The sequence below is a fragment of the Methylobacterium sp. M6A4_1b genome (assembly GCF_053345175.1).
Map to the genome: position 1 here is coordinate 56,461 of NZ_JBKEZQ010000006.1, position 18,249 is coordinate 74,709.

17 protein-coding genes and 1 tRNA gene are annotated in these 18,249 nt (G+C 70.9%); 6 read left to right on the forward strand and 12 right to left on the reverse strand.

Annotated elements, in window-relative coordinates; all coding sequences use genetic code 11:
• Positions 1 to 9: 9 nt before the first annotated feature.
• The 4 genes from ACLBWX_RS08295 to ACLBWX_RS08310 form a co-directional block, all read right to left on the reverse strand.
• Complete coding sequence (locus ACLBWX_RS08295; protein WP_447676595.1) at positions 10 to 1,800, reverse strand: HWE histidine kinase domain-containing protein; 1,791 nt, start codon at positions 1,798 to 1,800, stop codon at positions 10 to 12.
• 191 nt (positions 1,801 to 1,991) lie between these two features.
• Entirely contained in the window at positions 1,992 to 2,762 is a 771-nt protein-coding gene (gene trmB, locus ACLBWX_RS08300; RefSeq protein ID WP_447676596.1) for a tRNA (guanine(46)-N(7))-methyltransferase TrmB, read from the reverse strand.
• A gap of 4 nt (positions 2,763 to 2,766) precedes the next feature.
• On the reverse strand, positions 2,767 to 3,945 hold the full coding sequence (metK, locus tag ACLBWX_RS08305; protein WP_447676597.1) for a methionine adenosyltransferase: 1,179 nt from the start codon (positions 3,943 to 3,945) through the stop codon (positions 2,767 to 2,769).
• 143 nt (positions 3,946 to 4,088) lie between these two features.
• A complete protein-coding gene (locus tag ACLBWX_RS08310) occupies positions 4,089 to 4,514 on the reverse strand; it encodes a helix-turn-helix domain-containing protein (RefSeq protein ID WP_447676598.1) in 426 nt (141 codons plus the stop codon).
• Positions 4,515 to 5,002: 488 nt separating this feature from the next.
• Between ACLBWX_RS08310 and ACLBWX_RS08315 the strand changes: the two genes are divergently transcribed.
• Positions 5,003 to 5,200, forward strand: a complete 198-nt coding sequence (locus ACLBWX_RS08315; RefSeq protein WP_447676599.1) for a DUF2735 domain-containing protein — start codon at positions 5,003 to 5,005, stop codon at positions 5,198 to 5,200.
• A 217-nt stretch (positions 5,201 to 5,417) separates the two neighbouring features.
• Here the strand turns inward: ACLBWX_RS08315 and ACLBWX_RS08320 are convergent, their stop codons facing one another.
• Both ACLBWX_RS08320 and ACLBWX_RS08325 read right to left on the reverse strand, forming a co-directional pair.
• The gene (locus tag ACLBWX_RS08320) at positions 5,418 to 5,636 is read right to left on the reverse strand and encodes a hypothetical protein (RefSeq protein WP_447676600.1); all 219 of its coding nucleotides are present in this window, start codon (positions 5,634 to 5,636) and stop codon (positions 5,418 to 5,420) included.
• A gap of 105 nt (positions 5,637 to 5,741) precedes the next feature.
• Positions 5,742 to 6,227, reverse strand: coding sequence for an Lrp/AsnC family transcriptional regulator (locus tag ACLBWX_RS08325; RefSeq protein WP_447676601.1), 486 nt, complete (start codon positions 6,225 to 6,227; stop codon positions 5,742 to 5,744).
• A 106-nt stretch (positions 6,228 to 6,333) separates the two neighbouring features.
• On the opposite strand from ACLBWX_RS08325, the gene ACLBWX_RS08330 reads away from it, so the two are divergent.
• Positions 6,334 to 8,727, forward strand: coding sequence for a transketolase (locus tag ACLBWX_RS08330; protein WP_447676602.1), 2,394 nt, complete (start codon positions 6,334 to 6,336; stop codon positions 8,725 to 8,727).
• A gap of 18 nt (positions 8,728 to 8,745) precedes the next feature.
• Here ACLBWX_RS08330 and ACLBWX_RS08335 read toward each other — a convergent pair whose 3' ends face one another.
• The 4 genes from ACLBWX_RS08335 to ACLBWX_RS08350 form a co-directional block, all read right to left on the reverse strand.
• Positions 8,746 to 9,276, reverse strand: coding sequence for an inorganic diphosphatase (locus ACLBWX_RS08335; RefSeq protein ID WP_447676603.1), 531 nt, complete (start codon positions 9,274 to 9,276; stop codon positions 8,746 to 8,748).
• 137 nt (positions 9,277 to 9,413) lie between these two features.
• Positions 9,414 to 12,620 carry a helicase HerA domain-containing protein gene (locus tag ACLBWX_RS08340; RefSeq protein ID WP_447676604.1) on the reverse strand — a complete coding sequence of 1,069 codons (3,207 nt, stop codon included), beginning with the start codon at positions 12,618 to 12,620 and terminating at the stop codon, positions 9,414 to 9,416.
• Positions 12,621 to 12,634: 14 nt separating this feature from the next.
• A complete protein-coding gene (locus tag ACLBWX_RS08345; protein ID WP_447676605.1) occupies positions 12,635 to 13,330 on the reverse strand; it encodes a hypothetical protein in 696 nt (231 codons plus the stop codon).
• On the reverse strand, positions 13,327 to 14,367 hold the full coding sequence (locus ACLBWX_RS08350; protein WP_447676606.1) for an endonuclease domain-containing protein: 1,041 nt from the start codon (positions 14,365 to 14,367) through the stop codon (positions 13,327 to 13,329). Before ACLBWX_RS08350 ends, ACLBWX_RS08345 begins: the two co-directional genes overlap by 4 nt.
• A 284-nt stretch (positions 14,368 to 14,651) precedes the next feature.
• Here ACLBWX_RS08350 and ACLBWX_RS08355 point away from each other — a divergent pair, with 284 nt between their 5' ends.
• The 4 genes from ACLBWX_RS08355 (at position 14,652) to ACLBWX_RS08370 (ending at position 16,409) form a co-directional block, all read left to right on the forward strand.
• On the forward strand, positions 14,652 to 15,416 hold the full coding sequence (locus tag ACLBWX_RS08355) for a DUF72 domain-containing protein (RefSeq protein ID WP_447676607.1): 765 nt from the start codon (positions 14,652 to 14,654) through the stop codon (positions 15,414 to 15,416).
• A gap of 198 nt (positions 15,417 to 15,614) precedes the next feature.
• Positions 15,615 to 15,691 (forward strand) — tRNA-Arg (locus tag ACLBWX_RS08360).
• Positions 15,692 to 15,821: 130 nt separating this feature from the next.
• On the forward strand, positions 15,822 to 16,046 hold the full coding sequence (locus tag ACLBWX_RS08365) for a hypothetical protein (protein WP_447676608.1): 225 nt from the start codon (positions 15,822 to 15,824) through the stop codon (positions 16,044 to 16,046).
• Between the two features lie 54 nt (positions 16,047 to 16,100).
• Positions 16,101 to 16,409: a hypothetical protein gene (locus ACLBWX_RS08370; protein ID WP_447676609.1), complete on the forward strand. Its 309-nt coding sequence runs from the start codon at positions 16,101 to 16,103 to the stop codon at positions 16,407 to 16,409.
• A gap of 23 nt (positions 16,410 to 16,432) precedes the next feature.
• On the opposite strand, the gene ACLBWX_RS08375 is transcribed toward ACLBWX_RS08370, so the two are convergent.
• Entirely contained in the window at positions 16,433 to 17,725 is a 1,293-nt protein-coding gene (locus ACLBWX_RS08375; protein WP_447676610.1) for a Y-family DNA polymerase, read from the reverse strand.
• Positions 17,704 to 18,177: a LexA family protein gene (locus tag ACLBWX_RS08380; RefSeq protein ID WP_447676611.1), complete on the reverse strand. Its 474-nt coding sequence runs from the start codon at positions 18,175 to 18,177 to the stop codon at positions 17,704 to 17,706. The genes ACLBWX_RS08375 and ACLBWX_RS08380 overlap by 22 nt, the downstream gene beginning before the upstream one ends.
• Positions 18,178 to 18,249 lie beyond the last annotated feature (72 nt).

Sequence of the window (18,249 nt, forward strand, 5' to 3'; positions counted from 1 at the left end):
TCGGCGCCCTCACGCGAGCGGGTTGAGCGCCGCGTTGCGGATCGGCAGGGGCGCGCGCATCGTCAGGGCAAATCCTTCCGGCGGGTAGTCCATCGTGACCTCCGCCCGCACCTGAGCCGTCAGCACGCGCTGGAGCAGCCGCGAGCCGAAGCCCTGGCGCTTGGGCGGGCTGACCGCCGGGCCGCCGCTCTCGACCCAGGTGAAGTGCAGGGTCCCGGCCGGGCCGCCGGGCTCCAGTGCCCAGGTGATCGCGACCCGGCCGTCGCGGGTCGACAGGGCCCCGTACTTGGCGGCGTTCGTGGTCAGCTCGTGGATCGCCATGCCGATCGGCACCGCGATCTCGGACGACATGTCGACGGGCGGCCCCGACAGCTGGATCCGGGCGTCGCGCTCCCCCGTGGCGTCCAGGGCGCCCTCCGCGTAGGGCTTGAGTTCGTTGGCGAGCAGGGTCCGCAGGGACGCCGTCTGCCAGGTGTCCTCGGTGAGGACCGAATGGGTGTGGGCCAGCGACATGATCCGGCCGACGAAGGCCTCGTAGAAGCTCTCGATGCTGGAGGCGGTGCGGGCCGTCGATCCGACGATGGCCTGCACCGTGGCCAGGGTGTTCTTCACCCGGTGGTGCAGCTCGCGGATCAGCAGGGTCTGCCGCTCCTCCGCGAGCCGGCGCTCCGTCACGTCGGCCACGACCCCGATCAGGCGGCGCGGCAGGCGGTCGGGGGCGTCGCGCTCGAAGCGCCCGGCGAAATCGAGGGTCCGCCAGGCGCCGTCGCTGCGGCGGATGCGGCCCGAGACGGACAGAATGGTGTCCTCGCGCAGGGCCCGCGTGATGGCGGCGCGGAAGCCGGCACGGTCCTCCGGGTGGAGCAGGGTCTCCAGGAATTCGCGCTTTCCCACGGCCCCGTCGGCGGGACTGCGCCCGAAGATCGCGAACATGCGATCGTTCTCCCAGACGGCATGGTCGTCCAGCATGTGCCACTCGAAGATCCCGAGGGCGGCGAGCGAGGTGGCGATGCGCAGGCGCTGCTCGCCGGCGCGCAGGGCCTCGCGGGCCTCGACGCGGGTGGTGACATCCTCCACGACGCCGACGAGCGTCGTCGGCCGCGCGGCCCCCTCGCTCGCCGGGGCGGCCTGTCCCCGGACCTCGACGTCGATCGCGGCGCCGTCGCGGGCGCGGCGCAGGCGGCACTCGAAGGCGAAGGGCCGGGCTTCGCGCAGGGCGGCACGAACCTGGGCGCGGATGCGGGCGACCTCGCCGCCCTCCAGGGCGGCCTGGAGGAGGCCCCAGGTGAGCGGGGCGTCGGCGGCGTGGCCGAGGAGATGGGCGGCCCGGCGCGACAGGACGACCCGGCCGTCGCTGAAATCGTAGCGCCACTCGCCGAGCCCCGCCGCCGTCAGGGCGGCGCGGTTCTCCTCGGCCCGCACGACCTCGTCGGGATCGACCGCCTCGACGACGAGGACCTGCAGGTCGTCGCGCCTCGGCGCGGGACGGATGCGCATGTCGAGGCCGGTCCCGTCCGCGCGCAGCCAGCGCCGGATGCAGACGCGCTGGGCCACCGCGCCGAGGACCGAGAGGGCGCGCCCGTCGAGCGCGCCGGGCGCGTAGCCGAGGAGGTCGCAGAGGTGGGGGTTGGCCTCGCGGATGAGCCCGGCCCCGTCGACCACGAGGAGACCGATCGGTGCCTGGACGAAGGCGGTGCCGTGCAGATCCCGACCCGGCCCGGCATCCGGTCCCGGATCGGGCTCCGAGGCCGGGTCCGCTCCGACGCCCGCGGTGGAAGATTGGTCCGAAGCGTCGTGCACGCCACATCCTCGCTCAGCGGGTCCGACGTCGTGTCATGGACTCGCGGCCGCGCTCCGCCGTCAGGCTCGGACGCGATCGGCGTCCATCTGACAACCGAAGACCGGGCGGGACAAGGCCGGGATCAGATGGGGAAGGCCTGTTTCCCGAACAACCCCATCAAAAGGATGACGGCGACCCGGGAGCCGCTGCCCTAGGGTGCGACGCGGCGGAATTCGAGGTAGCTCGGCGGACGCCCCGCGGCCAGGGCCTTGGCCTCGTAGCGGGTGCCGGGCCAATCGGGCCAGGGCCGCGTCCAATCGGGAGCCGCCTCGGCGGTCCAGGCGAGGCCGGGACAGCGCGCGGCGCGCACGAGGGTCCAGCCCGCGTAATCGTCGATGTCGCTGGCAAAGCGGAACACGCCGCCGGGCCGGAGCACGCGGGCGATCTCGGCCAGGGCGGTGTCGGAGACGAACCGGCGCTTGCGTTGCCGGCGCTTCGGCCAGGGATCGGGGTAGAGGAGGTAGACGCGGGCGAGGCTGGCGTCCGGCAGGGCGGCGAGCAGGGCCGTGGCGTCCTCGTCCCAGACCCGGACGTTGCGCAGGGCGGCCTCGTCCACCGCGCGCAGGAGCTTGACCACGCCGTTCACGAAGGGCTCGGCGCCGATGATGCCGGTGCGGGGATGGGCGGTCGCCTGGGCGGCGAGGTGCTCGCCGCCACCGAACCCGATCTCGAGCCAGACCTCGTCGACCGGCCCCGGAAACAGGCTCGGCGGGTCGAGGTGCCCGCCGGCCGGCGGCAGGCTGAGGCGGAGTTTCGGCAGCAGCTCGGCCAGGCGATGCTCCTGGCCTGCGCGCAGGCGCTTGCCCTTGCGGCGGCCGTAGAAGGCACGATCGGCGCCTTCCACACCCGGACCCTCCGCGATCCGGCCCTCGGAGCCGTGTCCGCCCGGATGGGGCGGGAGATGGTCCCGCCCCAGGCTCATGGGATCAGGACAGGGCCGACTTGAGGCTGTCGGCGAGGTCGGTGCGCTCCCACGAGAAGCCGCCATCGGCCTCCGGCGCGCGGCCGAAATGGCCGTAGGCGGAGGTGCGGGCGTAGATCGGCTTGTTGAGGCCGAGCTTCGTGCGGATGCCGCGGGGCGACAGGTCGAGGGCGTTCATCAGCACGTCCTCGAGCCGGGCCTCGTCGACCTGACCGGTGCCGTGCAGATCGACGTAGATCGACAGGGGCTTGGCCACGCCGATGGCGTAGGCGAGCTGGATCGTCGCCCGCGTCGCGAGTCCGGCCGCGACCACGTTCTTGGCGAGGTAGCGGGCCGCGTAGGCCGCCGAGCGGTCGACCTTCGTCGGATCCTTGCCCGAGAAGGCGCCGCCGCCGTGGGGCGCCGCGCCGCCGTAGGTGTCGACGATGATCTTGCGGCCGGTGAGGCCGGCATCGCCGTCGGGACCGCCGATGACGAACTTGCCCGTGGGGTTCACGTGCCAGACGGTCTCCTCGGAGACCCAATTCTGCGGCAGGGCGGCCAGGATGTAGGGCTCGACGATGGCGCGCACGTCGGCCGAGTCGAGGGACTCGTCGAGGTGCTGGGTCGAGAGCACGATCTGGGTCACGCCGACCGGGCGGCCGTTCTCGTAGCGGACGGTGACCTGGCTCTTGGCGTCGGGGCCGAGCTTGGCGGCGTCGCCCTGCTTCGCCTTGCGGGCGTCGGCGAGGTCCTTGAGGATCTTGTGGGCGTAGTAGATCGGCGCCGGCATCAGCTCGGGCGTCTCGTCGGAGGCGTAGCCGAACATGATGCCCTGGTCGCCCGCGCCCTCGTCCTTGTTGCCGGACGAATCCACGCCCTGCGCGATGTCGGCGGACTGGGCGTGCAGGTAGATCGCGATGTCGTTGTTCTTCCAGTGGAAGCCCGACTGCTCGTAGCCGATATCCTTGACCGCCGCGCGGGTCAGCTCGGTGAGATGGTCGAAGGTCACCGAATCCGGGCCGCGCACTTCGCCCGCGATGACGATGCGGTTGGTGGTGGCCAGGGTCTCGACGCCGAGGCGCGCCTCGGGCATCGCCGCGAGGTAGGCGTCCACGACGGTATCGGAGATCCGGTCGCAGACCTTGTCGGGATGGCCTTCGGAGACCGACTCACTCGTGAACAGGTAGTTCGAACGCGGCATTGAAGGCCCCCGATAGCTGTGAGCGCCCAGGCTGTCGCGGCGCCATCCTAGTCGTTCAGGGGCGAGTGTCTGGCAGGCAAGCTGCGGAGGGTCAAGGCGGAAGACCGGACAAATCCGTCAAAGCGAACGAACAGACCGATAAATCAGCCGCGGAGCTGGCCGCCGATCGCGTGCAGGATCGCGGCGAACTGATGCCGGTCCTGTTCGGGGAAATGGCTGTTCACGTGCTTGACCACGACGTCGGCCAACCCGAGCCAGGGATTGTCGCCGGCGTAGACCTGCTGCCGCGCTTCGGCGAAGCCTGGCGTTGCGGCGTCTGCGGGAATCGGCGCGTCGCCGCGATCCATTCCGTCGAAGAAGTAGGCGATCGGCACACCCGTCAACCGGCTGAAGGTGTCGAGATGGATCGCGCTGATGCGATTGGTCCCCTTCTCGTATTTCTGCAGCTGCGCGGCCGACATCCCGAAGCTCTGAGCGACGCGCTTCTGGGTGAGGGACGCCTTCTTGCGCTGCTCGGCGAGCCGCTGTCCCACGTGCACGTCCCGTGCGTCGGTTTTCTGCCCAGCCATCTCGCCCGTCCCACACTCTGCTTCGCGCCCTTGCGGCGCCCGGGCATGACGAGGGCTCGACCATTCGCCCCGGCGAAGGCTCCGCTGCGGAGACGACATCCCTTCCGTTTGCCCGGCGGGACGGTATGGCCCCCTCCCGCACGCGTCAAACCGAAGCCGGCAGCAGCCGAGCCGGACGCGGCCGATCGTGTGGACAATCGGATCCGATCTCACGCCGGCCACGGGGGCATTCCCGGTGGAACTCGCACGCCGGTGCCCGAGCCGGAACCGGACGCAGCGAAACCGGTCAGGTCAGGAAACGATCATGCCCGCTTTCGCGCCTGGAACGGTCAGAGCTATTGACCGATCCTGAAAGAATATGCGGCACGCCTATATTTCTCGCATCCTGATGATTTCGCGAGCCCTTCATGATGCAAAACGTATCTGGCGCGCCTATACTCATCGTCAACGGCGCCGCGAAGGCAGCGCATAAAAGGACCGTACGATCCATGACTATGGGACACCATCAGCAAACCGCCACCATCCTGCCTTTCCGCGCGCGGCAGGGATCGTCGCCCCTCGGATCGACGCTGCTCGGCAAGTCGAACGCCGAGACCAAGGCACAGAACCTGCCTCACGCGACCTACCAGGACAGCTGGTACCACCAGGCCGCCATCGAGGAAGCGTCCCGCACCCGCAAGCCGTAAAGAGCCGCTCCCTTCGAGGGCGCTGGCCACACCGGTATGGCGCGTCACACCGATGCCGCGGCCCGGCACCGCGCCGAAGATCCGGCGACGGCGCGTCGATGCAGGTCGAGAGCCGCGACCTTCGACGCCGCGCCTGTGAACGAGGACGCAGCGTTCGCCTCCGGGTCTCGCGAAAGACGGTACGCCTCGCGCGACGGGATACCGCGCGATCGCGCTGCTAGCCCCCGGCCCGCCGCTCGTGCCGCCAGAGCGCCACGGCCTGTCGGCGCGCCTCGTAGGCTTGGCGCATCGGCGAGCCTTCTTCGCCGCGTCCCTCGGGGCTGTAGCCGAAGTGCAGGACGCCATCGGGACCGTGCCGACGGGTCACCTCGAACCGCCAGGCTTGGTCGGCGCGCGCCAGACCCGCTTCAGTCTCGGCGAGTCGGTTCGTGTGCATGGTCGCGGCCTCGCAGGGGAGAGGTATGGGTAACGTCGGCCGGCGTCGTTTGCTCCCGCTTCCGAACCGGCCGCGCGTGGCCGGAGGACGTCCGCACCGGGCCGCTCAGCCACGCTCGACCAGCGGGATGGGCAGTGCGTTCGCGCGCTTGACCTGGCCCAGGGCGAAACTCGATTCGATCGCCGCGACACCGTCGAGGCGGGTGAGCTTCTCCTTGAGGAAGCGCTCGTAGGCCTCGAGGTCCTCGACCACGATCCGGAGCAGGTAGTCGCGCTGCCCGGTCATCAGGTGGCAATCCACCACCTCGGGCCAGCGGGCGACCGCTACGGCGAAGCGGTCGAGTTCCTCCTCGCGCTGGCGCTCGAGCCGAACCGAGGCGAAGACGCTGACCGGCAGGCCGACCGCGACCTGATCGACGACGGCCACGTAGCCCTTGATCACGCCCGCCGCCTCCAGCAGGCGCACCCGCCGGGCGCAGGGCGAAGCGGAGAGGCCGACCCGGTCGCCGATCTGCTGTACCGTCAGACGGGCATCCTCCTGCAGGCAGGCGAGAATGCGGCGATCGATGGCGTCGAGAACCGGTTTTGGCATGAACGGCGCCCCTGGAAGACTTTAGCGACCTATCTGAGCCAGGGAGCGGCGTTTCGACAAGCGGATTTGGCCAGTTTCACCACCGGAAGGCGCCTAGGATCGTGCGATGAGCGATCCGCGACTGCCCTACCTCGCCGCCCTGGCCGCCAAGAGCCTCTGGCTCGCGACCTGGACCATCCACAACGCCAACCACCTGCGCGCCTCCGCCGACGGGCTGAAGGTGGGCGGGCACCAGGCTTCCTCGGCCTCCCTCTGCGCGATCATGACGGCGCTCTACGGCGCCGTGCTGCGTCCCGAGGACCGGGTCGCGGTCAAGCCGCATGCGAGCCCGATCTTCCACGCCCTGCAATATCTGTTCGGCCACCAGACCCGGGAGAAGCTGGAGACCTTTCGCGGCTTCGGCGGCGCCCAATCCTATCCCTCGCGCACGAAGGACGTGGACGATGTCGACTTCTCCACCGGCTCGGTCGGACTCGGCGTGGCGCAGACGCTCTTCGCGTCGCTGACCCAGGACTACGTGCGGGCCAAGGGCTGGGGCGGCGACCGGCCCGAGGGCAAGATGGTGGCGCTGATCGGCGACGCCGAGATGGACGAGGGCAACATCTTCGAGGCCCTCCTGGAGGGCTGGAAGCACGGCCTGCGCAACACCTGGTGGATCGTCGACTACAACCGCCAGAGCCTCGACGCGGTGGTGCGCGAGGGGCTGTGGGCGAAGTTCGAGGCGATGTTCCGCAACTTCGGCTGGGACGTGGTGGTGCTGCGCCACGGCTCGCTTCAGCAGGCGGCCTTCGCGGAGCCGGGCGGGGGGGGCCTCAAGGCCTGGATCGAGGCCTGCCCGAACCCGATCTACTCGGCGCTGGCCTTCCAGGGCGGCGCGGCCTGGCGCCGGCGCCTGACGGAGGAACTCGGCGACCAGGGCGAGGTCTCGGCCCTGATCGACCGGCGCTCGGACGCCGAACTCGCCGCCCTGATGGGCAATCTCGGCGGCCACGACCTGCCGATGCTGCTGGAGGCCTTCGAGGCGGCCCGCGCCCATGACCGCCCGGTCTGCTTCATCGCCTACACCATCAAGGGCCACGGCCTGCCGCTGGCCGGCCACAAGGACAACCATGCGGGCCTGCTGACGCCGACCCAGATCGAGGCCTTCCGGGCCGAGATGGCGATCCGGCCCGGCCACGAATGGGAGCCCTTCGAGGGCCTCGCCGTCGCCCCCGACGCCATGCGCCGCTTCCTCGCCGAAGTGCCCTTCGTGCAGCGGGGCCGCCGCCGCTACGCGGTGCCGGCGATCCCCGTCCCCGAGCGCCTCGTGGCTCCGAAGCAGGCCGCGCTCTCGACGCAAGGAGGGTTCGGCCTGCTGATGCACGAGATCGCCAAGTCCGACTCGGCCTTCGCCGCCCGCATCGTCACCACCTCCCCCGACGTCACGGTCTCGACCAATCTCGGCGCCTGGGTGAACCGGCGCGGCCTCTTCGCCAAGGAGGCGATGGCCGACATCTTCCGCAAGGAACGCATCCCCTCGACCTTCAACTGGACCTTCGCGCCCTCCGGCCAGCACCTCGAGCTCGGCATCGCCGAGTCGAACCTCTTCACCGCCCTCTCGGCGCTGGGCCTGTCGCATTCGGTCTTCGGCGAGCGCCTGCTGCCGGTGGGCACCCTCTACGATCCCTTCATCGAGCGCGGCCTGGATGCCCTGAACTACGCCTGCTACCAGGATGCCCGCTTCCTCCTCGTGGCGACGCCGGCGGGCGTCACCCTCGCGCCCGAGGGCGGGGCGCACCAATCGATCAAGACGCCGCTGATCGGCCTGGGGCAGGACGGGCTCTCGGCCTTCGAGCCCGCCTTCGTGGACGAGCTCGCGGTACTGCTGCGCTTCGCCTTCGCCCACATGCAGCGCTCCGGCCCCGCCGAGCCGGATCCGGCGACCTGCCTGCCCGATGCGGCCGGCGGTTCGGCCTATTTCCGGCTCTCGACGCGGAGCCTGGAGCAGCCGGCCCGGGAGATCGGCCCGGACCTCGCCGCCGACATGGTGGCGGGCGCCTACTGGCTGCGCCGGCCCGGCCCGAACGCGGAGGTGGTCGTCGCCTATCAGGGAGCCATCGCCCCGGAGGCGATCGCCGCCACCGGCCTGATGGCCGAGGACCGGCGCGACGTCGGCCTCCTCGCCGTCACCTCCGCCGACCGGCTGCACGCCGGCTGGACGGCGGCCCAGGGCCTGCGCGAGCAGGGCCGTCCCGAGGCGTCGAGCCACATCGAGCGCCTGCTCGCCGAGGTGCCCGCCCATTGCGGCCTCGTCACCGTTCTCGACGGGCACCCGGCCACCCTCGGCTGGCTCGGCTCGGTGCAGGGCCACCGCACCCGGGCGCTCGGCGTCGCGCAGTTCGGCCAGACCGGCACGATCGCCGACCTCTACCGCCACTTCGGCATCGACGCGCACGGCATCGCCACGGCGGCCCAGGCGATCGCTCCCGGCCGTCGGATCCGCCACCTGCGCCTGGCCTGAGGCACGTCCGCCGCCGGGCTAGGCCGACGCCGCGCGCGCGCCGATGGCGACCAGCTCGCGCGCCCGTTCCGGACCCGAGCGCCGCAGCGGCGTGAAGCGCCGCCCGCTCAGGGCGTTGTAATGCGCGAAGAAGCCCTCGACCTCCTCGACGAAGCCGGACCGGAGCTGATCGATGTGCTCGAGATCCGCATGGGTACGGGCCTGGACGGCGACACCGAGGAGCCGATCGTTGCGCTCGACCTTGTCGTCCTGCTCCCGCTGCTCGGCCTCGATCACGCCGAGGAGGCGCACGGTGAGCAGGCACCCCATCGCGATCGGCGCATCGAGCAGGACGAGGATGTCGAGAGGATCGCCGTCCTCTCCGAGGGTGGAGGGGATGAACCCGAAATCGAACGGAAACAGGCTTCCCTCGGGCAGGACGGCCTTGAAGCGGAAGGTCCCGATCTCCGGATCGTAGGCATACTTGTTCCGGCTGCCCTTCGGCGTCTCGATGATGACGTTCACGTGGTCGTCGGCGTCGAAGGTCGGCAGGTTCGTCAACGGTTTCATCGCGGTCGCTCTGCTATCGGGGCGGCGGGAAACGCCGCCGGGAGGCCGTGCCCCCCGTCAGCGATGAACCGCACGCGCGCGACTTCGTTCGCTTCCGGGTTCGGGGCCGCCCGCGCCGCGGCCGCGGCCGCGGCCGCTCATGCCGCGCCCTCGGCGGCCTGCGCCGCGGAGGCCCGCGCCTTCGCGATCACCTGCTCGGGCGTGGGCGGGTTGGCGGGATGGTGGCTCAGGCAGAGCGGGGTCCGCAGCTTCGACGGCCGCCCCGACCCCTCGCTGGCGAAGTAGAACTCGCCCGCCTTGAGCTTGCCGATATCGCCGCCGCCGCCCCCGCTCGCGGCCAGGATCTCCTGGGCCGCCGCGATGGTGGCCGGCGCGCTCTGGCGCCCGAAGAACTGCGTGGTGCAGTTCGAGACCACCTGGTTGTGGATGCCCTTCGGAACCTGGGTCGCGACGATCATCCCGAGGCCGTACTTGCGGCCCTGCGCCACGAGCTTGATCCCGCTGCCGAGGCTCGGCGAAGTCCGCTGGGCCGGCAGGAAGCTCTGAGCCTCGTCCATCACGTAGAGCCTGCCGCGCGGCGACGGGTTCTTCTTGATCCAGCCGAACAGCGTCATCTGGAGGCGGTTCACGAAATCCTCGCGGGCCGCCTCCGAGCCGAGGCCGGACAGGTTGATCACCGAGATGCGCGTGCGCGCCGGATCGCGCCCGGTGAAGAGCCGGCGCGGGTCGAGCACCGTGCCGCCCACGCGCAGGAGGGGGTTCGTCGCGATCGCGGCATGGAGCTGGTCCGCCATGGCCTGGGCGTACCGGGAGGCGCTGCCGATCTGGCTGACCCCGTCCGGCAGGTCCGCGAGCAGGTCCATGAAGGCGGGCAGGTCGGCACCACCCCGCTCCGCAAAGCATCGCAGCGCGTCGGCGAGGACGCCGCGCTGGAGCGCGTTCTTCGCGCCGGCGAGCGGACCCAGGGTCTCGGCCGCCATCTCGATGGCCTGCTGGCGCTCGTCCCGGTCGGTCCCGACCTCGGCGAAGTCCGGAAGCACGGACAGGAACAGGGGATTGCCGGCATGCACGCCTGGCGTCCACACGACCACCTCGACCGTCGCGCGATAGCGGAGGGCCCTGGCCGCGTCGTCCGGGGAGAGGCCCTCCGGCGGCTCCGGCCAAGCGTCGCCGAGGCGCGCGAGGTCGTTGTTGGGGTCGATCACGATGGCGGGAATGCCCGCCAGCGCCGCCTCCTCCACGAGGCGGCGCAGCAGCACCGTCTTGCCCGACCCGGAGCCCGCGATGATCGCGGTGTGCCGCATCAGCAGGCGGGTCGCTAGAGAAACGGGCGGCGCCTCCGGCGTGAGGCGGTGCCCGACCGGGATCGCGTCCGGCACGCCCGCGGCCTCCGCCTGGGGTTCGTCCGGGACCCGGGGCGCCGACGGGGCGACCGGCGCGGCCGGGGTCGTCGGTGGTCCGGCCTGCGCGACGGTCAGGCCCTCTTGGATGGCAGCGGGATCGTCCCCCACGCCCACGCCCAGCCCCGCGCGAGGTGCGTGGGCGAGCCCCGCCTCCCGGAAGAAGGCACTCGTGAGGAGCGGCTGCTCGGCCCGGAGCCAGCGCTCGAAGCGATCGGACAGGCCCTCGGCCTCGGCCCGCGCCCGCAGGTCGCGCAGGGCCACGAAGATCCGCAGGTCGTCGTCCGAGGGGTCGATCAACCGGCCGCCGGCCGCCGTGAAGGCGTCGAAGAGCTGCTTCGTCTTGGCGCCGCCCGGCATGGGGCCGCGCCGCGCGAGGAGCAGGGCGCGATCGGGGATGCGCGCCGAGATGCCGGAGGCGGTCAGCGCCGCGCGCAGACGGGCCTGGAAGGCGATGGCGTTCTGGTGCTGGAGCGCCCGGTAGCAGAGATGGCGCTCGCGATCGTTCTCGTCGCGGTGGATGAAGGTCAGGCGGCCGTGCAGGGGCGGGATCTTCTGGTCGGGCTCGCCCTTGCTCGCGACGTCGAGGGTGTCGTCGGGATCGTCCTCCAGGGCGTAGATGTCGAAGGCGTCGCGCAGGAGCTGGCCGAGCCAGGCATCCTCGACGCTCCGGATGCCCGTGATGTCCGCCGCCCGGCAGGCCGCGGCGAGGTCGAACGCGCTGTCCGGCACGGCGACGCGCGGCTGTTCGGCCGGGTCGATGAGCGAGGTGCAGAGCCCGACCGCCTCCGTGGCGAGGCAGTGGCGCCGGAAGGCGTCGCAGCGCATCAGCAGCGTGCGCGGCATCATGCCGAAGGCGGCCGCCTCCGCGATCGCCCGCTCGCCGAACGGCCAGGTCTCGGTCGGGGCTTGGAAGCCGGTCTCCGCATAGGCCGTCGCCAGCCGTCCGGAAATGAGGGCGGTGGCGGCGGAACGCTCGTTCATGCCGACGAGGCCCCGGGGCTCGCCGAAGCGCTCGCGCATCGGCTGGAGCCCGCGCACCTTGATCCGCTCCCAGGATTCCTGAAGGCAGGTCACCACGGTCATGCTGCGGTCGCAGACGATGCTGAGCTCGAGGAGCCCGGCCGAGAGCACCTCCGTGAGGCTCGTCTCCGGCTCCAGGCCGTCGCCGCCCGCGAGACGGCTCGTGTCGATGATGCCGTCGATCTGGTCGACGGCGATGAGCGTCGGTCCGCTCAGTGCCATGATCCAGCACATGCCGCGCACGACCTCGACGGGGGCGGGCGGCGGCGTCTTGAAGCCGAGGGCGGTGCGCTCCGCCGGGTCGGCCTCGTAGCCCTGGAGCCAGGCATGCGCGAGGCCGACGGCGCTGAAATCCTGCGAGCGCAGGAGGCAGAGCGCGCGAAACACGTCGAGGTGCTTGAGGGCGCGTCCGGGATCGACGCTCATCAGGGCTCGCACGAGGACGTCGACGATGCGGCGGGTATCGATGCTCGGCGTGTTGAACGCGGCCTCCACCTGCTCCTCGACCTTGAAGCGGCGCGCGACCCCCGCCAGCACGGCGTCCGATTGCCGGCGGCCGTTCGGCATCGTCTGGAGGAGCGCGGTGACGAAGCTCAGGGCCGCGCTGCGCCAGAAATCCGTCAGTCCGAGCACGTCGAGGGGCACGAACCAGGCGCCGGTGGCCCAGGCCTCGCGCCGGAGCTGCCCGACGAGGTGGGTCTTGCCGACGCCGGACTGGCCGACGAGAACCTGCCCCGGGGCGCGATCGGCTGGCTGCCGGGCTTTCCGGTGCAGGTCGGCGACGATCTCGGGAACGAGCCGTTCGTTGGGTCCGCCGGTCGGCTCGGCGTCGATCCAGATGCTGTCGAGCGTGCGCACCCAGTCGAAATCGACCCGGCGCAGGGCGTCGAGGGCCTCATCCGGGCGGACGGCGTCGCTCATGGGGAGGGCATCTCTCACGATTGGATCCAGAGGATGTGGAAGGGCTCGCCGGCCGGGGCGTAGGCCGCCTCGCGCTCGGCGGCGTCCAGGGATTTCGGATCGCTGAACTGACTGAGGCGCGCGGTGGGGTCCCCGCGCAGGATCGCGGCGAGGCCCGCATCCAGCGTCGCGCGGTCGAGGTCGGCGAGATGCGCGCGCAGGGCACTCAGGCGCACGGCCGTGGCCCGCTCGCCGCCCGTCAACGCGAGATACGCCGCCTCGATGCGTGACCGCAGCCGGTCGGGCTCCGGCCCGGGCACGGGCTTCGGCTTCGGCTTTTGCGCGGCTTTCGATCCGGGTGCCGCCCTGGCCTTCGGACGGGGCGGCGACACCGCTTCCGGCTCGGCGGGCATCGGACCGACGAGATCGGCCAGGGTCGCACCGCTCGCCGCGAGATGCGCGTGCAGCCGCTCCAGCCAATCCTGCAGGACGCGGAAGCTCGGCGGCAGCGGGTCGCGCAGGTGGGTGCCGGCCCAGTCCCAGCCCTTGTCGGTGACGGTGAGCCGGAGGGAGCGGCCCTGCTTCCGGGCTTCGAGGAACCGGCCCGCGACGAGGGCCTCGCGGTCGCCCTTGTCGATCTTCGGCACGAGGGCGCTCTGGAGGGCGCTCCCGCAGCGGCCCAGCAGGCACCAGAGGATCAGCGCCTGCCTCGGGGTCGGCGTCTCGCTCATGGGTCATCCTCCTGCCTGCGCCGCCGCAGGTCGACGACGGCGCGGATCTTCTCGATCGCCAGGGCAAGGTCGGCCGCGACCTGTTCGTTCGTCAAGCGCAGGACGAGGTAGCCGGCCGTCAACAACTCGTAGTCGCGGTGGCGGTCGGCGCCGAACTTCGATTCCGCCCGATGCTCGGGGCCGTCGAGCTCCACCACGACGCGGTAGGCCGAGCACAGGAGATCGACCCGGTGCTGCACGCCCCAGGTGCCGACCGGCACCAGCGCGTTGCAGGCGAAGAGGCCGAGGAGGTCGGCGTCCTGCGCCAGCGCGGCGGCCACGCGCCGCTCGCTGGCGCTGGCGTGATGCGCACCGGGCAGGGGCGCGATGAAGCGTTCCCCGGCCGTCGCCTGCGGGCGGACGAGTTCGAAGGCCCCGTAGAGGAGGCGGTCATAGGGGGCGACCGCCGGCGGCGGCACGGCGAGCGCCGCGACGGCCGCCGCCCCATGCCGGGCGCCCCATTCCAGCGCCTCGATCACGGGGCGTGCCCGGTCCCCGGAGGCCGGATCGACCTCCCAGACCAGAAGGACGCCCGACGAGCCGATGGTCCGGAGCAGGTGGGCGAATTCGAGTTCCCGCGCCATGCGCGGAAATCGCGGCGCGAGGCCGAGCCGGGCGCGCTCCTCCGCCGCCTTTCGCCAGGGACCGGAGCCGGGTGCCGCGATGCATGCCGAACCGGACGCTGACGGCGTGAGGTCCGCCCCCGGAGATTGGGCTTCCCACGCCGGCGGGGCGGCGTCCGGCTCGGCCCAGCGGGGCCAGCGGGCCAGGGCGAGTTCGGCGAGGTCGTCGAGCAGGCGGTCGAGGATCGCCGGCGCCGACAGCAACCCGCGGCACGCGACGAGAAGTGCGCCGCGCATCGGGTCGGGCCTGTCCGCCAGGATCGCGCCGATTTCGTCGCGACCGATGCCCAGGATCGTCAGCCGCTCGCCGGCCGCCAGGCCGCCCACGCGCCGGGCGAGCGCGGCCGCCTCGATCTGCGGCCATGGCACTGTCATCGGCTCCGAACCAGGCATCAAGGCGGAGACTGCGAGATCGCCATGAGGTGGTTCCTGAACCGGGGACGCGGCGCGCTGGGAAGGCGTGAGCGCGGCGCGGAACGTCCGGTCGGCCCGTGAATTCGATCAACTCCGGCGGCGTGCGCAGGTTCAGGGTGGGCATGCGTCCCATGCGGGACGCGTGCCGCCGGACGGCCGGCGGCATCGCCGGGCGGGCGGCAGGGTTTCTTCGTCCACTTCTCGTGGAAGGATCCCACCGCCGGTGGACGGGCGGAGGGCACGGCGTGATCGCGATCGGAACGGCCGGCTGGAACGTGCCGAAGGGCTGTGCGGATGCGTTTCCCGCGGCCGGCAGCCATCTGGAGCGTTACGCCCGACGTCTCGACGTGGTGGAGATCAACACCTCCTTCTATCGTCCTCACCGGGTCGAGACCTACGCGCGCTGGGCGGCCTCGGTGCCCGAACAGTTTCGCTTCGCCGTGAAACTCCCGCGCACGATCACCCACGAGCAGCGCCTTCGGCACGTGGAGATGCCCCTGCGGCGCGTCCTGAGCGAGGTCGCCGGGCTCGGCCCGAAGCTCGGTCCGCTCCTGCTGCAGATGCCGCCGAGCCTTCCCTTCGACCCCCAGCTGAGCGCCGGGTTCCTCCGGAGCCTTCGGGACGCCCATGGCGGCAGCATCGTCTGCGAGCCACGGCATGCCAGCTGGTTCGCGCCGCAGGTCGAGGCGCTGCTGGCGGAACTGCGGATCGCGCGCGTGGCCGCCGATCCGGCGCCGGTGCCCGGCGCGGGGGAGCCCGGCGGCTGGCCCGGACTGCGCTACCATCGCCTCCACGGTTCGCCGACGATCTACGCCTCCCCCTATACGGCGCAGGCCCTCGACGCGCTCGCCGTCCGCCTGGCCGCGGAGGCCGCGCAGGGATGCGAGAGCTGGTGCATCTTCGACAACACCGCCGCCTTCGCGGCGACCGGCGACGCCCTCGCCCTCCGCGAGCGCCTCCACTCGCCGGAGGACCGGACGGCTCGCCTCCACCAGCGTGGCGCCCCCTGACGCGCCAGCCCGGGCAGCCTTCGAACCGGCACTCGCGCGACCGGATCCCCGCGCGGGCTCCGGCGCCGGCTCGAACCCGCGGACGCGGCACGATCCGAGAGGGAGCCGCACCTGCGAAGCGCCGCCTCCACGCCCCCGCGGCCCGCCACAGACCCGTTGCGCCGAGCCCCCGCATGGGCTACCAGAGCGACACGGTCAGCACCCGTAGCTCAGCTGGATAGAGCGTTGCCCTCCGAAGGCAAAGGTCACACGTTCGAATCGTGTCGGGTGCGCCAATCATTTCAAGCACTTAGCCCCCGCCGGGCAGCTTGTCTCACACAGTCATCTCACATAGCCGCCGAATTGGCGCCGCGTTTCGATCCGTGCCTAGCTGTGTTCGGCAGTCATGGATGAAACGGACCGGACATGGGTTGGCTCGGCGGGCATAGAAAATTCGCGATCGTGCTGGCGAGCACACCGCCCAAAACGGTCTTCGTCAGCGCCGACGATTATCGGGTGACCGACGCCGGCGCGCTGCTGTTGGAGAACCGTACCACCTACCTGCCGTTCTCGCCGCGCGTTCTTCGGGTCGCCTTCGCTTCCGGTCGGTGGCTCTCGATCTCGACTGACGTGCCCGTGCACGATTTGTGATGGATCTTCGTACCCGGCACCGGCTTTGTAGGTGGCTGCCGAAAAGGATCGAGAATGTCGAAGTGGTGGATCAACGGCGCTCCCTACACCTGTGAGAACAAGCGCTTCATGACCAACACGGCCAAGGGGCAGCCGCATGGTTCAGGGCAAGCCGGAGGGAGCGTCTTTCCGAACGCTCTGGTCAATAACGGCTACAGCCTCTGGCTGGAGCACGTCATCGACAAGAACAACAACTCCGAAGCCTTCTGGCTCATGTGGTACGACGACAAGGGACGCCCGACGATCCCGGCTAGCGGCGTCATGTGGCCCGACGAACTCCGGGGTATGATCGCGCAGCTCTCGGCTTTCATCGATCCGAAGTGACGCTCTAGGCGGATAGCAAGAGTTCACGCGTGCGCCGTCGGCAGCTCCGACACCTGCGTGGTATAGCGTGGGCTGCGCATCTCGAACTTCGTCGACCAGGTCCGCTTCTCGATCAGGCCTGCCCGGGCCGGGACGACGGCGCCCCGACCAAAGCGCGCGTTGCAGGCGTCCATAGCAGCCATCAGTGGCGCGCTGCGCTCCCGGTCGAGCTGACCGATCAGCGCTCGTGGTGCATCCTCCAGCAACTTCAGGTCGGTGGTGACCACGCCGGCCTTGCTGTAGCGCCAAGGCCGATCGCCCGGCGCTTCGCGCCAGGTCCGCGCCACGCCGGCCTGTGCCGCCTTGATCAGCGCCAGCGTGTCGTTCGTCGCCTCCGGCAGCGTCACCGTCGTAGAGACCGAGCGCATCGGGTCACCGCGGTCGTGCTCGCTCGTATGGTAGAAGACCGAGACGTGCGTGGTGCCGAGGCCGCCGCGCCGGAGCTTCTCGCCGAGCCGTGTCGCATGCGTGGCCACGGCCTGTTCCAGGGTCTCACGCTCGGTGATACGGCGAGAGAACGAGCGGGTCACCGCGCAGCCCTTGCGCTGGGCCGGCATGAGTTCGAGTGGCAGGCAGGCCAGCCCGCGCAGTTCGTAGATGATGCGTTCGCCCACCACCGTCATAGCCTTGCGAATCGGGCGCGGGTCGAGGTCGCGGAGGTCGGCCACCGTGTCGACCCCGAGGCCGATGAGCTTGGTGAGCGAGGCCCGGCCGATGCCCCAGACTTCGGCCACCGAGATCCGGCAGAGCCAGTGGTCGTAGGCGACCGGGTCGGTCAGGTCGCAGACGCCGTCGAGATCCGGAATTGTCTTGGCGATGTGGTTGGCGAGCTTTGCCAGCGTCTTCGTTGGGCCGATGCCGACGCAGGTCGGGATGCCGGTCCAGGCCCGCACCGTGGAACGGAGGTCTCGCGCGAGCGTCACCCGGTCCCGGTCGCGCACATCCGAGAGATCGAGGAAGCTCTCGTCGATGGAGTAGATCTCTACCGCGGGCGAGAAGTCTCGGTAGACCGCGTTCGTGCGGGCGCTCATGTCGCCGTAGAGGGTGTAGTTCGAGGAGAAGACGCGCACGCCCTCGCGCTGGCACTGCTGGCGGATTTTGAACCAGGGATCGCCCATCTTGATCCCGAGTGCCTTAGCCTCGGCCGTACGCGCGATTGCGCAGCCGTCGTTGTTCGAGAGCACGATGACCGGCACTCGGGCGAGCTTCGGGTCGAAGACGCGCTCGCAGGAGCAATAGAAGCTGTTGCCGTCGATCAACGCGATGACCCGGGCCATCGCACCAGCCCGGCGCGCGCCACGTGCCAGCGGATGGAGAAGCGCACCACACCCCAGATCTCGCCTTCGATAAGATCCTCGACGGCGAAGGCCGGCAGGTCGGGGTTGTCGAAGGCGAGGCGCTTGACGTTGCCCTCGATGATGAGGCGCTTCAGGCTCATGGTGCCGTCGACGATCGCCACGACGACGCTGCCGTTTCCGGGCTTGAGGCTGCGGTCGGCGATTGCCAGATCCCGGTCGAAGATACCGGCGCCGCGCATGCTGTCGCCGGAGATGTTCCAGGCGAAGGTCGCGGGCGGGTTCGGAGCGAGCCAGCGGGGGAGCTCAAGCGAGCCTTCGAGAAAGTCGTCGGCTGGCGACGGGAAGCCCGCACAGAGCGCGGCCCCCTGAATTGGAACGCGCACCAAGCCGTCCCCAGCTCTCGCAAGATCGGCGACCCGATAGAGGCCCACAGCAGCATCCTTCCGTGATGGAACGGAAAGAGAACAGACAGCCGTATGGTCCTAGGTCAAGCTCGGCTATGC

Excerpts from the sequence above, each read along its gene's own strand:
- trmB (WP_447676596.1), bottom strand. The coding sequence starts at position 2,762 with ATGAGCCTGGGGCGGGACCATCTCCCGCCCCATCCGGGCGGACACGGC.
- metK (WP_447676597.1), bottom strand. The coding sequence starts at position 3,945 with ATGCCGCGTTCGAACTACCTGTTCACGAGTGAGTCGGTCTCCGAAGGC.
- ACLBWX_RS08310 (WP_447676598.1), bottom strand. The coding sequence starts at position 4,514 with ATGGCTGGGCAGAAAACCGACGCACGGGACGTGCACGTGGGACAGCGG.
- ACLBWX_RS08315 (WP_447676599.1), top strand. The coding sequence starts at position 5,003 with ATGACTATGGGACACCATCAGCAAACCGCCACCATCCTGCCTTTCCGC.
- ACLBWX_RS08320 (WP_447676600.1), bottom strand. The coding sequence starts at position 5,636 with ATGCACACGAACCGACTCGCCGAGACTGAAGCGGGTCTGGCGCGCGCC.
- ACLBWX_RS08325 (WP_447676601.1), bottom strand. The coding sequence starts at position 6,227 with ATGCCAAAACCGGTTCTCGACGCCATCGATCGCCGCATTCTCGCCTGC.
- ACLBWX_RS08330 (WP_447676602.1), top strand. The coding sequence starts at position 6,334 with ATGAGCGATCCGCGACTGCCCTACCTCGCCGCCCTGGCCGCCAAGAGC.
- ACLBWX_RS08335 (WP_447676603.1), bottom strand. The coding sequence starts at position 9,276 with ATGAAACCGTTGACGAACCTGCCGACCTTCGACGCCGACGACCACGTG.
- ACLBWX_RS08340 (WP_447676604.1), bottom strand. The coding sequence starts at position 12,620 with ATGAGCGACGCCGTCCGCCCGGATGAGGCCCTCGACGCCCTGCGCCGG.
- ACLBWX_RS08345 (WP_447676605.1), bottom strand. The coding sequence starts at position 13,330 with ATGAGCGAGACGCCGACCCCGAGGCAGGCGCTGATCCTCTGGTGCCTG.
- ACLBWX_RS08350 (WP_447676606.1), bottom strand. The coding sequence starts at position 14,367 with ATGACAGTGCCATGGCCGCAGATCGAGGCGGCCGCGCTCGCCCGGCGC.
- ACLBWX_RS08365 (WP_447676608.1), top strand. The coding sequence starts at position 15,822 with ATGGGTTGGCTCGGCGGGCATAGAAAATTCGCGATCGTGCTGGCGAGC.
- ACLBWX_RS08370 (WP_447676609.1), top strand. The coding sequence starts at position 16,101 with ATGTCGAAGTGGTGGATCAACGGCGCTCCCTACACCTGTGAGAACAAG.
- ACLBWX_RS08375 (WP_447676610.1), bottom strand. The coding sequence starts at position 17,725 with ATGGCCCGGGTCATCGCGTTGATCGACGGCAACAGCTTCTATTGCTCC.